The sequence below is a fragment of the Pseudoxanthomonas sp. genome (assembly GCF_051953815.1).
GTDB lineage: Bacteria > Pseudomonadota > Gammaproteobacteria > Xanthomonadales > Xanthomonadaceae > Pseudoxanthomonas_A.
Window position 1 is genome coordinate 46,934 of sequence record NZ_JBQCIJ010000033.1, and the last position, 13,796, is coordinate 60,729.

Genomic DNA, 13,796 nt, shown 5'->3' on the forward strand with positions numbered 1-13,796 from the left:
GACCTTGTCTTATGGTGGTGGCGTTCCTGCCACCCTCGCCTCGCTATCGGCCGGGCGACGCGGAAGTTTAGAGGCGATTTCGATCCGCGGCCGGAAGCGGCCTGGGGCGTTGCCGTCGAAAAAAACAGAAAAGCCGCGGTTTCCCGCGGCTTTTCCGATGCTCCGTGAAGGAGGAAATCAGGCCAGGCCGGCCTGCTTCATCACTTCGGCGGCGTAGTCTTCCACCACCTTCTCGATGCCTTCGCCCACGGCCAGGCGCTGGCTGCTGACGACTTCGGCGCCGGCGGCCTTCAGCACGGCTTCGACGGTCTGGTTGGTGTCCAGCACGTACGGCTGGCCGTACAGGGTGACCTCGTTGACGATCTTGGCGATCTTGCCGCTGATGATCTTCTCCAGGATCTCGGCCGGCTTGGCCTTGTCCTTCTCGGACATCTTGGCCAGCTCGATTTCCTTTTCCTTGGCCACGAAGTCGGCCGGCACGTCGGAGGCCTTGATGTAGGGCGGATTCATCGCCGCCACGTGCATCGCCAGGCCACGGGCCAGTTCGGCGTCGCCGCCCTTGACCTCGATCAGCACGCCGATGCGGCCGCCGTGCACGTAGGCCGCGACGTTGTTGCTGCTGTCGGCGCGGACCAGGCGGCGGACCTGCACGTTTTCGCCGACCTTGGCGATGACGGCGGCGCGGGTTTCCTCGACGGTTTCGCCGGAAGGCAGCTTGGCGGCCTTCAGGGCTTCGGCGTCGGCCGCGCCGGAGGCCAGAGCGGCCTTGGCGACGGCGTCGGTGAAGCCGACGAAGTTACCGTCCTTGGCGACGAAGTCGGTTTCGGAATTGATTTCCACCAACACGGCCTTGTTGCCGTCCTGGGCGACCGCGATGCGGCCTTCGGCGGCCACGCGATCGGCCTTCTTGTCGGCCTTGGCCAGGCCGGACTTGCGCAGCCACTCGGCGGCCACGTCGATGTCGCCGTTGTTCTCGGTGAGCGCCTTCTTGCACTCCATCATGCCGGCGCCGGTGCGCTCGCGCAGTTCCTTGACCAGGGAAGCGGTGATTTCCACGGGATTACCTCAGATTTGCGGATTTCGTTGGGCGGGCGGAGCCCGCCGACGGATTGAACAAAGGCGGGTCAGCGCCCGCCTGCAGGCATCGGATGCCGCCGCGCACTGTGGCGCGGCGGCATTGCAGCGCGATTACTCGGCGGCGGCTTCGTCGGCCTTCTTGCCAGCCTTCTTGGCCGGGGCGCGGCGGCCCTTGCCTTCCTCGTCCGATTCCGCGAACTCTTCCTCGCGGACGGTCGCGGCGTTCGGCGAAGCGGCCTTGCCTTCCAGCACGGCGTCGGCGGCGGCGCGGGCGTACAGCTGCACGGCGCGGATGGCGTCGTCGTTGCCGGGGATGGCGTAGTCGACCAGGGCCGGGTCGTAGTTCGAGTCGACCACCGCGATCACCGGGATGCCGAGCTTCTTGGCTTCCTTGATGGCGATGTCTTCATGGCCGATGTCGATGACGAACAGGGCGTCCGGCAGGCGGTTCATGTCCTTGATGCCGCCCAGCGAGGCTTCCAGCTTCTCGCGCTCGCGGCGCAGGCCCAGCACTTCGTGCTTGACCAGCTTCTCGAAGGTGCCGTCGGTTTCGGCGGCTTCCAGTTCCTTCAGGCGGGCGACCGACTTCTTCACGGTGGCGAAGTTGGTCAGGGTGCCGCCCAGCCAGCGCTGGGTCATGTACGGCATGCCGCAACGCTCGGCTTCTTCCTTGATGGCTTCGCGCGCGCTGCGCTTGGTGCCGACGAACAGCACGGTGCCGCGCTTCTGGGCCACGCCCGAGAGGAAGTTCATCGCGTCGTTGAACAGCGGAACGGTCTTCTCGAGGTTGATGATGTGGATCTTGCCGCGTGCACCGAAGATGTACGGCGCCATCTTGGGGTTCCAGTAGCGGGTCTGGTGGCCGAAATGGACGCCGGCTTCCAGCATCTGGCGCATGGTGACTTGGGGCATTGCATGAACTCCATGAACGTGGAACCGGCCGCCGGGAATGGGAAGGCGGTTGCCCGCGAGGGCAGGGTTCCGGGGTTGGGCCTCCCTGCGGCTTCCGTGTCCGAACCTTCGACACCTAAGGGAATGATCCCAAAGGAATTTTCAGGCACCCCGGCACGGAGGTTGGCAGCAGGTGTGGATTCGCCGGTGACGCCCGGCGTGGGCAGCCTGGATGGACGGGGTCCAGCCGAGCCGAGGAAGTATAGCGGGAACAATGAGTTGCCGGCAACAGACCCCCGCCCGGGCGCTCAAAGGGGGGCGAAATCGGCGATAATCGCGGCCATGGCCATCACCCTCAAGACCCCCGAAGAAATCGAGCAGATGCGCGTCGCCGGCCGGCTGGCCGCCGAGGTCCTGCAGATCGTCGCCCCGCATGTGAAGCCGGGCGTGACCACCGCCGAACTGGACCGCATCTGCCACGATCATATCGTCAACGTGCAGAAGGCCATTCCGGCCAACATCGGCTATGGCGGCGGCCACGGGCGGATCCCGTTCCCGTCGACGGTGTGCACTTCGGTCAACAACGTCATCTGCCACGGCATGCCCAGCGAGGGCAAGGTCCTGAAGGACGGCGACATCCTGAACATCGACGTGACCGTCATCAAGGACGGTTGGCATGGCGACACCAGCCGCATGTATTTCGTCGGCACCCCCTCGGTGATGGCGAAGCGGCTGGTGGACACCACTCGCGAGGCGATGTTCCGCGGCATCCGCGCGGTGCGCCCGGGCGCGACCCTGGGCGACATCGGTCACGCCATCCAGCAGTACGCCGAAGCCGAGCGCTTCAGCGTGGTGCGCGAGTACTGCGGCCACGGCATCGGCAAGGTCTATCACGACGAGCCGCAGGTGCTGCATTACGGGCGTCCCGGCGATGGCGTGGTGCTGAAGCCGGGCATGACCTTCACCATCGAACCGATGATCAACGAAGGCACCCGCTTCTCCAAGGTGCTGCCCGATGGCTGGACCGTGGTCACCAAGGACCGCAAGCTCTCGGCGCAGTGGGAACACACCGTGGCGGTGACCGAGAACGGCGTCGAGATCCTGACCCGCCTGCCCGGCGACGACAACGACCTGTGAGCATCCCGCAGGCCGCGATTGATTCTCCCGCGCGGCTGACCGGAATCGGCCCTGGCGCCGCGGAAGATGGCGCCTGGTCGGCCGCCGCGCGCGCCGCGCTTGGACATACCGACGCGCGGCTGGGCAAGCGCTTCGATCACGGCGACGGCATGGACCGGATCCTGGCGCTGCGCGCGCGTGGCGTGGATCACCTGCTCATCGATGCCTGGCGGCGCTGCATCCCCGCCGACAGCCTGATGGCGCTGTTCGCCGTGGGCGGCTATGGCCGCGGTGAACTGTTTCCGCAATCGGACGTGGACCTGCTGGTGCTGGCCGAAGGTCCCCAGCAGACGCGCCACCATGACGCGCTGGCGCGTTTCTTCGCGTTGCTGTGGGATGCCGGCCTGCCGATCAGCCACGCGGTGCGCTCGGCCGTCGAATGCACCGAAGCCGCGGCCGACCAGACCGTGCTGACCGCGCTCATCGAGGCGCGGCCGGTGGTGGCCGAGCCGGTCGACGAGGCGCGCCTGATCGACGCGGTGTCGGCCGCGCGGGTGTGGCCGGCGCGGGACTACTTCCTCGCCAAGCGCGAGGAGATGAGTGCCCGCCACGCGCGTTTCGGCGACACCTCGGAGAACCTGGAACCCAACATCAAGGATGGTCCCGGCGGATTGCGCGATCTGCACACGCTGGGCTGGATGGCGCTGCGGACGTTCGGCGTGCGCGATCTGGAGCCGCTGGTCGGCATGGGCCAGTTGGGACCGGACGAAGCCGCGGCGCTGGCACGCGAGCGCCGCGCGCTGGGCCGCCTGCGCTATGGCCTGCATCTGATCGCCGGTCGCCCCGAGGAACGCCTGCGCTTCGATTTCCAGAAGACGCTCGCGCAGCGCCTGGGCTTCGTCGATGACGCCGAGAACCTGGGCGTCGAGAAGATGATGCAGGGTTTCTACCGCAGCGCCGCGATCGTCCGCCGCATCGGTGATCGCCTATTGCAGCGGTTCGAGGAACAGTTCGACGGCGAAGCGTTGCCGGAACCGCTGGACGACGCGTTCGCGCTGCGTCGTGGCTACCTGGCCGCGCGCGATCCGGCCTGGCCGCAGGGCGATGTGTCGCAGGTGTTCGCGCTGTTCGCGATGTGGGCCGCGCAGCCGCAGGTGCGTGGCCTGCATTCGCTGACCGCGCGCGCCCTGGCCGAGGCGCTGCCGAAGCTGACCGCGTATCCGGCGGCGACCGCCGCGCAACGTGACGCCTTCATGGGCCTGCTGCGCGGGCCGCGCGCGGTGGAAACGCTGACCCGGATGGCCCGCCTGGGCGTGCTGGGGCAATGGTTGCCGGCGTTCGCGCGGGTATCCGGGCGCATGCAGTTCGATCTCTTCCACGTCTACACCGTGGATCAGCACACCCTGATGGTGCTGAAGAATCTCTCCACCTTCGCCTCCGGACGCGCCGACGAGCGTTTCTCCATCGCCCATGAAGTCTGGCCGCGCCTGCGCAAGCCGGAATTGCTGCTGCTGGGCGGACTGTTCCATGACATCGCAAAAGGACGCGGCGGCGATCATTCCGAGCTGGGCGCGGTGGACGCGCGCGAGTTCTGCGGCGTGCATGGCCTCAGCGCATCCGACACCGAACTGGTGGCCTGGCTGGTCGAGCAGCACCTGCGCATGTCGGTGACCGCGCAGAAGCAGGACATTTCGGATCCGGACGTGATCCATGCGTTCGCCCGCCTGATCGGTGATCGCGAGCGTCTGGATTATCTGTACCTGCTCACTTGCGCCGACATCGCCGGCACCAGTCCGAAATTGTGGAACGCCTGGAAGGATCGGTTGCTGGCGGATCTCTATTTCGCCACCCGGCGGGTGCTGCGCGAGGGCCTGGAGTTTCCGGTCGACGTCGACGCGCGCCTGGCCGAGGCGCGCGAGTCGGTGCGCGTGCTGCTGCGCCTGCATGCCATCGACGATGCCGACGCGGATGCGTTGTTCGCGGCGATGCCGGAGGAGAGTTTCCTGCGCTTCCGCCCGGAACAGCTCGCCTGGCAGGCCGAGGCGCTGCGCGGGGTGGGGCCGGGCGAGACCCGCGTGCGCGCGCGGCTGATCGCCGAGGACGCCAATGCGATGGAGGTGTTCGTGCATTCGCCGGATCGCGACGGCCTGTTCGCCGCGATCCTGGCCACGCTCGATCGCATGGGTTACGCCATCCACCAGGCGCGGGTGCTGGTGGGGCCGCAGGGCACGGTGTTCGATACCTTCGAGGTGCTGCCTGCCGACAGCTACGCCACCCGCGATCCGGCCGATGTCGAACACGGCCTCAGCGTCGCCCTGGCCGGCAATCTGGAAAAGGTACGCACCTCGCGCCGGGCGCTGCCGCGCCAGCTCCGGCATTTCCGCTTCGCGCCACGCATCGAGTTCGGCCGCACGCCGGACGGGCGGCGCACCGTGCTCAGCCTGATCGCGCCGGATCGCCCCGGACTGCTCTCGGACATGGCCCAGGTACTGCGCGCGCAGCGACTGCGCGTGCACGATGCCCGCATCGCGACCTTCGGCGAACGCGCCGAGGACATTTTCCAGATCACCGACGAGGGCGACATGCCGCTGGCGTCGGAAGAACAGCAACACGCCCTGCGCGAGGCATTGCGCGCCGGGCTGGAAACCCACTGACGAAAACTTCCCCCAAGGAATCCGGATTGATGAGCCCCAAGAAAGCCACCGCCACCGAAGAACTGAAGTCGACCATCGAGAGCGCGTTCGAACGCCGCGCCGAGCTGACCACGGTCGAGATCGAGGGCTCCACCCGCGCCGCGGTCGAGCGCGCCATCGATGGCCTGGAAAGCGGCAAGCTGCGCGTCGCCGAACCGGATGGCAAAGGCGGCTGGAAGGTCAACGAGTGGCTGAAGAAAGCGGTGCTGCTGTACTTCCGGGTCAACGAGATGGAACTGGTGGAGGCCTATCCCGCGCCGTTCTGGGACAAGGTGGAAGCGCGCTTCGGCGCGTTCGACGAGGCCGACTTCCGCAAGCTGGGCGTGCGCGTGGTGCCGGGCGCGATCGCCCGCCGTGGCAGCCATTTCGGCAAGGACGTGGTGCTGATGCCCAGCTTCGTCAACATCGGCGCCTACGTGGGCGAGGGCACCATGGTCGATACCTGGGCCACGGTCGGCTCCTGCGCGCAGGTCGGCAAGCATTGCCATCTGTCCGGCGGAGCCGGCATCGGCGGCGTGCTGGAACCGCTGCAGGCCTCGCCGACGATCATCGAGGACCACTGCTTCATCGGCGCGCGTTCGGAAGTGGTCGAAGGCGTGGTGGTCGGCCACCACAGCGTGATCGGCATGGGCGTGTTCATCGGCCAGTCGACCCGCATCTACAACCGCATGACCAAGGAGATCACCTACGGTTACGTGCCGCCGGGCAGCGTGGTGGTGTCCGGTTCGCTGCCGGCCGCGGACGGTTCGCACTCGCTGTACTGCGCGGTGATCGTCAAGCAGGTCGACGAGAAGACCCGCAGCAAGACCAGCGTGAACGAACTGCTGCGCGGCCTGGCCGACTGACCAGCTTCCGTTGCGGGCGGGCGCGGATGGCGCCCGCCCGCCTTTCCGCCGCGCACGGCATGCAGGCAATCCTGCGCTTGCGCGGCGATGACAAGGACCGAGCATGACCACGACCCTGTATGGATTGAAGAACTGCGATACCTGCAAGAAGGCGACCAGGTGGCTGGACCGCTTCGGCGTCGCCCACACCTTCGTCGACTACCGCGACAACCGCCAGGCGCCGGAAGTGCTGACGGGATGGGCGGAGCAGGCGGGAGGCTGGGACAGCCTGATCAACAAGTCTTCCACGACCTGGCGGCAATTGCCGGAGAACCGCAAATCGCCAGGCTCGGAAGCGGAGTGGAAGCTGCTGCTCAAGGAGTATCCGCAGTTGATCCGCCGGCCGGTGGTGGTGCGCGAGGAGGACGGTGGAACCGTGTTTTCACAGGGCTTCAGTGACAATGGTTTCAAGAAGCTGTTCGGAGTCGGCAAGTGAGCGATGTCGTCGAGCTTTCCAGTGAACTGATCCGCCGCCACTCGGTCACCCCGGATGACGCCGGCTGCCAGCAGGTGCTGGCCACGCGCCTGACCGCCGCCGGGTTCCGCTGCGAGTCGCTGCGCTATGGCGATGTCGACAATCTGTGGGCCACGCACGGGCAGGGGGCGCCGGTACTGGTGCTGCTGGGTCATACCGATGTGGTGCCGCCCGGCCCGCTGGAGGCCTGGGCCAGCGATCCCTTCATTCCCACCATGCGCGACGGCGTGCTGTACGGTCGCGGCGCCGCCGACATGAAATGCAGCGTGGCCGCCTGCACGATCGCGCTGGAGCGTTTCGTCGACGCGCATCCCGATCATCCCGGCACGGTCGCGCTGCTGGTGACCTCGGACGAGGAGGGCGATGCGCTGGACGGCGTGAAGCTGGTGGCCGAGACCTTCCGCGAGCGCGGCCAGCGCATCGACTGGTGCATCACCGGCGAACCGTCTTCCAAGGAAAAGCTCGGCGATCTGCTGCGCGTGGGCCGTCGCGGCACCCTGACCGGCACGCTCAGCGTGCGCGGCGTGCAGGGCCACGTGGCCTATCCGCACAAGGCGCTCAATCCGATCCACAAGGCGCTGCCGGCGCTGGCGGAACTGGCGGCGCGGACCTGGGACGACGGCTATGAAACCTTCCCGCCGACCAGCCTGCAGATTTCCAACATCAACGCGGGCACCGGCGCCAGCAACGTCATTCCCGGCGAACTGAAGCTGGTGTTCAACCTGCGCTTCAATCCCAGCTGGACCGCCGCGCGCCTGGAAGAGGAGATCGAAGCGGTGCTGCGCCGGCACGCGCTGGACTACGGCATCCACTGGCACCGTGGCGGCGAGCCGTTCTACACCCCGGAAGGCCATCTGCGCGCCACCGCGCGCCAGGTGCTGGCCGAGTTCTCCGGCGAGCCGCCCGAGGAAAGCACCGCCGGCGGCACCTCCGACGCGCGCTTCATCGCCCCGCTGGGCGCGGAATGCATCGAGATTGGCCCGGTCAACGCCAGCATCCACAAGGTCGACGAGAACATCGCGCTGGCCGATCTGGAAGTGCTTCCGGGGCTGTACCAGCGGCTGCTGGAGCGGCTGCTGCTGCCGGCCGCCGGTTGAGTGGTCCGGCAATGGTTGCGATTGAAACCGTGAAAATCCGCGCGGCAGGGGCTTGCCAAAGCTGGTCGGGACCGGTTAGGGTCGCCTCCATGCCTCGTCTCGCCACCACCGCCGCCGCGAACAATTCGAACCGCCGCAACAATGCGCGTGCGAATAATCGTGCGTGGACGCTGCGGGTCTGCGACTAGGCATAGAAGTACCAGCCGGACACAGAAAACCCGCATCGCGAGATGCGGGTTTTTTTTCGCCCGCTTGTCAGTCCTCCCTCATCCATACACCCATTTCCAGGAGTCTCCCATGTGTTCCATCTTCGGCATCTTCGGCCTGCAGGCCGGTGACGACGGCACCGCCCTGCGCCGGCAGGCGCTCGAACTATCGCAGCGACAGCGCCACCGCGGCCCGGACTGGAGCGGCGTCCACCTGGATGACGGCGCCATCCTGGTCCACGAGCGCCTGGCCATCGTCGATCCCGCCGGTGGTTCGCAGCCGTTGCGCTCGGCCGACGGCGGCCTGGTGCTGGCGGTGAACGGCGAGATCTACAACCACCGCGAACTGAAGAAGGAACTGCGCCAGCCGTATGCTTTCCAGACCGGTTCGGACTGCGAGGTGATCAACGCGCTGTACCGGGAAGACACCCCGGAGTCGTTCCTCAACCGCCTCAACGGCATCTTCGCGTTCGCGCTGTGGGACGTGGAGGCCCGTCGCTTCCTGATCGCGCGCGATCCGATCGGCGTGTGTCCGCTGTACTGGGGCCACGATCGCGAAGGCCGCCTGTGCGTGGCTTCGGAGATGAAGGCGCTGGCGGATCTGTGCGCGGACGTGGCGCAGTTCCCGCCGGGACACTACTACGACAGCGCCTCCGGCGAGCTGAAGCCGTATTACGGCAAGCAGTGGCGCGGATACGACGCGGTGCAGGGCGTGGAAGTCACCCGCCAGGAACTGCGCGAGGCCTTCGAGCGCGCCGTGCATCGCCAGCTGATGACCGACGTGCCGTACGGCGTGCTGCTGTCCGGCGGCCTGGACTCCTCGCTGGTGGCGGCGGTGGCCGCGCGCTTCGCCCGTCGCCGGGTGGAGGACGACGACAGCTCCGAGGCCTGGTGGCCGCGCCTGCATTCCTTCGCCATCGGCCTTAAGGGCTCGCCGGATCTGGCCGCGGCGGAAGTGGCGGCGCAGGCGCTGGGCACCGTGCACCACGGCTTCGAATACACCTTCGAGGAAGGCCTGGATGCGTTGCCGGAAGTGATCCGCCACATCGAGACCTACGACGTCACCACCATCCGCGCCTCCACGCCGATGTTCCTGCTGGCGCGCCGGATCAAGGCGATGGGGGTGAAGATGGTGCTGTCGGGCGAGGGCTCGGACGAGATCTTCGGTGGCTATCTCTACTTCCACAAGGCGCCGAACGCGCGCGAATTCCATGAGGAGCTGGTGCGCAAGCTGGATGCGCTCCACAACTACGACTGCCTGCGCGCCAACAAGTCGATGATGGCCTGGGGCGTGGAGCCGCGCGTGCCGTTCCTGGACGTGGAGTTCCTCGACGTGGCGATGCGGATGGACGCGCAGTACAAGATGGCCGGCAAGGGCCGCATCGAGAAGGCGGTGCTGCGCGAGGCGTTCGAGGGCTACCTGCCGGATTCGATCCTGTGGCGGCAGAAGGAGCAGTTCAGCGATGGCGTGGGCTATGGCTGGATCGATGGCCTGAAGGCGCATGCCGAGGCGCACGTCAGCGACCGCGAACTGGCCGCGGCCGACAAGCGCTTCCCGATCAACCCGCCGCAGACCAAGGAAGCGTATTACTACCGCGGCCTGTTCGAGCGTTTCTATCCGGGCCAGGCCTGCGCGGAAACGGTTCCCGGCGGCAAGTCGATCGCGTGTTCCTCGCCGGCGGCCATCGCCTGGGACGCCAGCTTCGCGGCGGCGGCGGATCCGTCCGGCCGGGCGGTGGCGGGGGTGCACAACGCGGCCCTGTGACGAGCCGCGAAGGCGGCTGCGAGTGCGACTGATTCCGATTAGAACACCGGTGCCCGGGTTCGGGCATCATGCGCGCAGTTGCAAGGAGCTGAACCCATGAAAGGCCATCCCGAAGTCGTCGATTACCTCAAGCAGTTGCTGCGTGGCGAGCTGTCCGCGCGTGATCAGTATTTCATCCATTCCCGTCGCTACGAGGACATGGGACTGATGTCGCTTTACCAGCGCATCGATCACGAAATGCAGGAGGAAACCGAACACGCCGACGCCCTGCTGCGCCGCATCCTGTTCCTGGAGGGCGAGCCGGACATGAGCCCGACCACCTTCGTGGCCGGGCGCACCGTCGAGGAGATGCTGCAGCGGGATCTGGAAGTGGAGTACGAAGTGCGCGCCAACCTCGCCAAGGGCGTGGCGCTGTGCGAGCGGCACGGCGACTTCGTCAGCCGCGGGATCCTGCAGACGCAGTTGAAGGACACCGAGGAAGATCACGCGCACTGGCTGGAACAGCAGCTGGGCCTGATCAAGCGCATCGGACTGGAGAACTACCTGACCGCGCGCCTGGCCGAGAAATCCTCCTCGGAGTGAGTTTTCCGCGAGGAGAGTACCCGACACCCCGGCGGTGACGCCGGGGTGTCTGTTTTTCAGGCGTGCTTGCGCAGGCGATAGATCACCGTGTGCAGCGCGGTCACGCCTTCGGCGCGGAAGCCGGGCTCGTGGGGCAGGATGTCGCGGCGCTCGAGCAGCTCGATGTCCCAGCGTTTCGAGAACAGGCGCCGGACTTCGGCTTCCTCGACCGAGAAGGGCGGGCCGTCCTTTTCCGGCTGCGGATATTCGAGCGTGATCAGCAGGCCGAGGCAGCCGATCGGCAGGCGACCATAGACCTCGTCCGCATAGCGGGCGCGCAGGTCGGGGGGCAGCGCGATCAGCGCGGCACGGTCATACACCGCCTCGCACGAGGCCAGCGTGGCAGCGTCCAGATCGAACACGTCGCCCAGCATCAGTTCGATGCCATCGGCGGCGTGCAGGCGGCCCGCCGGTGTTTCGGTGATCCGCGGATGCAGCCCGTTTTCCGCGAAGAACTGTTCGACGGCCAGCGACGACAGTTCGGCGCCCAGCACCGGATGTCCCTGCGCCGCCAGCCAGATCATGTCCAGCGACTTGCCGGCCAGCGGCACGAACACGCGGCTTCCCGCGGGCGCCGCGACCGCCGGCCAGTACTGCACCAGCAGCGGCATCACCGCGTCCCGGTGGAAACCGATGCGACCCTCGCGCCAGCGTTCCAGCCAGAACTCCGGCCGCATCACTCCACCCCGAGGCCGTCGACCTTCTGCCAGCCGCGCGGCAGCAGGCCGCCACGGGTGGCGCGCGCGCCGAGGTAGGCGTCGAGATCCTTGAACGACAGCGACATCGTGCGTTGGCCACTGCGCACCAGCAGGGTGTTGCCCGGCGACACCGCGGTGATGGCGACCACCCGCTCGGTGCCCAGCTTGGCCTTCGGGATGTCGATGATCTTGTTGCCCTTGCCCTTGTCGAGCTCCGGCAGTTCGCTGATCGGGAACGCCAGCAGATGACCGGCGCTGGTGACCGCGACGATCCTGTCGGTCTCCGGATTGGACACCGGCGCCGGTTGCAGCACGCGCGCGCCGGCGGTCAGGTTGAACATCGCCTTGCCGGCCTTCTGGCGTCCGGTCAGGTTCTCGAAACGGGTGACGAAGCCGTAGCCGTGCGAAGACGCCAGCACCAGCCGGTTGTCGTTGTCGCCGCTGGCCAGGGCCTGGAACGAGGCACCCGGCGCCGGCGAGAAGCGGCCGGTCAACGGCTCGCCGTTGCCGCGCGCGGAGGGCAGGGTGTGCACGCTGGTGGAGTAGCTGCGGCCCTCCGAATCCAGGAACGCCACCTGCTGGGTGCTGCGCGAGCGCACCGCGGCGAGCAGGCCATCGCCTTCGCGATAGGACAGCGAACCGGCCTCCACGTCGTGGCCCTTGGCGGCGCGGATCCAGCCCTTTTCCGACAACACCACGGTCATCGGCTCCGAGGCGACCAGATCGGTTTCGGCCAGCGCCTGCGCGGCTTCGCGCTGCACCAGCGGCGAGCGCCGGGCGTCGCCGAACTTCTTGGCGTCGGCGGTCAGTTCGTCCTTGATCAGCTTCTTCAGCCGGGTCTTGGATTCCAGGATCGACTGCAGCTTCTCGCGCTCGGCGGCCAGTTCATCCTGTTCGCCGCGGATCTTCATTTCCTCCAGGCGCGCCAACTGGCGCAGCTTGGTGTCGAGGATGTAGTCGGCCTGATCGTCGGTCAGCTTGAACCGGGCAATCAACGCGGCCTTGGGCTCGTCCTCGGTGCGGATGATGCGGATGACCTCATCCAGGTTGAGGTAGGCGATCAGCAGGCCTTCCAACAGGTGCAGGCGGCGATCGACCTTTTCCAGGCGGTGCTTGAGGCGGCGGGTGACGGTGTCGTAGCGGAAGCTCAGCCACTCGGTCAGCAGGGTCTTCAGGTTCTTGACCTGCGGGCGTCCGTCCAGACCGATGATGTTGAGGTTGACCCGGTAGCTTTTCTCCAGGTCGGTGGTGGCGAACAGGTGGCCCATCAACTGCTCGATGTCGACCCGGTTGGAGCGCGGAATCAGCACCACCCGCACCGGGTTGGCGTGGTCGGACTCGTCGCGGATGTCCTCCAGCCAGGGCAGCTTCTTGGCGCGCATCTGGGTGGCGATCTGCTCGATCACCTTGGACGGCGAGACCTGGTAGGGCAGCGCGTTGATGACCAGGTTGCCGTTTTCCCTGGCGTAGGTTGCGCGGGCGCGCACGCTGCCGTTGCCGGTTTCGTACATCGCGCGCAGATCCGCCAGCGGGGTGATGATTTCGGCGGTGCTGGGGTAATCCGGACCGCGCACGTGCTCGCACAGATCGGCCACGGTGGCGTCCGGGTCGTCGATCAGGCGGATGCAGGCGCTGACGATTTCGTTGAGGTTGTGCGGCGGCACGTCGGTGGCCATGCCGACCGCGATGCCGGTGGTGCCATTGAGCAGCAGATGCGGCAGGCGTGCCGGCATCCAGGTCGGCTCTTCCAGGGTGCCGTCGAAGTTGGGCGTCCAGTCGACGGTGCCCTGGCCCAGCTCACCGAGCAGGACTTCGGCGATCGGGGTCAGCTTGGCTTCGGTGTAGCGCATGGCCGCGAACGACTTGGGATCGTCCGGCGAACCGAAGTTGCCCTGGCCTTCGATGAGCGGATAGCGGTAGGAGAACGGCTGCGCCATCAGCACCATCGCCTCGTAGCAGGCGCTGTCGCCGTGAGGATGGTACTTGCCGATGACGTCGCCGACGGTGCGCGCGGACTTCTTCGGCTTGGAGGCGGCGTTGAGTCCCTGCTCGCTCATCGAATAGATGATCCGGCGCTGCACGGGCTTGAGTCCGTCGCCGATGAAGGGCAGGGCGCGGTCCAGCACCACGTACATCGAGTAGTCCAGATAGGCGCGCTCGGCGTACTCGCGCAGGGGGATCTGTTCGAAGCCGTGGAAGGAGGTGCGGATGGTGTCGCTCATCGGTTGCGTCGGTCTGCGGTTTGTTCCAATCCGGCAATTCTACCGGTCAAC

10 protein-coding genes and 1 pseudogene are annotated in these 13,796 nt (G+C 67.0%); 7 read left to right on the top strand and 4 right to left on the bottom strand.

The features are described from left to right. Window positions 1–177: 177 nt before the first annotated feature. Complete coding sequence (gene tsf, locus ACTHN1_RS08155; protein WP_440470453.1) at window positions 178–1,056, bottom strand: translation elongation factor Ts; 879 nt, start codon at window positions 1,054–1,056, stop codon at window positions 178–180. A gap of 132 nt (window positions 1,057–1,188) precedes the next feature. Next, complete coding sequence (rpsB, locus tag ACTHN1_RS08160; protein WP_440470454.1) at window positions 1,189–1,989, bottom strand: 30S ribosomal protein S2; 801 nt, start codon at window positions 1,987–1,989, stop codon at window positions 1,189–1,191. Window positions 1,990–2,310: 321 nt separating this feature from the next. On the opposite strand from rpsB, the gene map reads away from it, so the two are divergent. From map to bfr, 7 genes and pseudogenes are all read left to right on the top strand, one after another. After that, complete coding sequence (map, locus tag ACTHN1_RS08165) at window positions 2,311–3,105, top strand: type I methionyl aminopeptidase (protein ID WP_440470455.1); 795 nt, start codon at window positions 2,311–2,313, stop codon at window positions 3,103–3,105. After that, window positions 3,102–5,738, top strand: a complete 2,637-nt coding sequence (gene glnD, locus ACTHN1_RS08170) for a [protein-PII] uridylyltransferase (protein WP_440470456.1) — start codon at window positions 3,102–3,104, stop codon at window positions 5,736–5,738. The genes map and glnD overlap by 4 nt, the downstream gene beginning before the upstream one ends. A gap of 56 nt (window positions 5,739–5,794) precedes the next feature. After that, window positions 5,795–6,622: pseudogene (gene dapD, locus ACTHN1_RS08175) on the top strand (2,3,4,5-tetrahydropyridine-2,6-dicarboxylate N-succinyltransferase); the annotation flags it as partial. Window positions 6,623–6,725: 103 nt separating this feature from the next. Then, window positions 6,726–7,097, top strand: coding sequence for a Spx/MgsR family RNA polymerase-binding regulatory protein (locus ACTHN1_RS08180; protein ID WP_440470457.1), 372 nt, complete (start codon window positions 6,726–6,728; stop codon window positions 7,095–7,097). Further along, window positions 7,094–8,233, top strand: coding sequence for a succinyl-diaminopimelate desuccinylase (gene dapE, locus ACTHN1_RS08185; RefSeq protein ID WP_440470458.1), 1,140 nt, complete (start codon window positions 7,094–7,096; stop codon window positions 8,231–8,233). Before ACTHN1_RS08180 ends, dapE begins: the two co-directional genes overlap by 4 nt. Window positions 8,234–8,530: 297 nt before the next feature. Continuing rightward, window positions 8,531–10,204 carry an asparagine synthase B gene (gene asnB / locus ACTHN1_RS08190; RefSeq protein WP_440470459.1) on the top strand — a complete coding sequence of 558 codons (1,674 nt, stop codon included), beginning with the start codon at window positions 8,531–8,533 and terminating at the stop codon, window positions 10,202–10,204. 96 nt (window positions 10,205–10,300) lie between these two features. Then, window positions 10,301–10,786, top strand: coding sequence for a bacterioferritin (bfr, locus tag ACTHN1_RS08195; protein WP_440470460.1), 486 nt, complete (start codon window positions 10,301–10,303; stop codon window positions 10,784–10,786). 56 nt (window positions 10,787–10,842) lie between these two features. Here the strand turns inward: bfr and ACTHN1_RS08200 are convergent, their stop codons facing one another. Both ACTHN1_RS08200 and parC read right to left on the bottom strand, forming a co-directional pair. Next, a complete protein-coding gene (locus ACTHN1_RS08200; RefSeq protein WP_440470461.1) occupies window positions 10,843–11,502 on the bottom strand; it encodes a thiopurine S-methyltransferase in 660 nt (219 codons plus the stop codon). After that, a complete protein-coding gene (gene parC / locus ACTHN1_RS08205; protein WP_440470462.1) occupies window positions 11,502–13,745 on the bottom strand; it encodes a DNA topoisomerase IV subunit A in 2,244 nt (747 codons plus the stop codon). The genes ACTHN1_RS08200 and parC overlap by 1 nt, the downstream gene beginning before the upstream one ends. Window positions 13,746–13,796 lie beyond the last annotated feature (51 nt).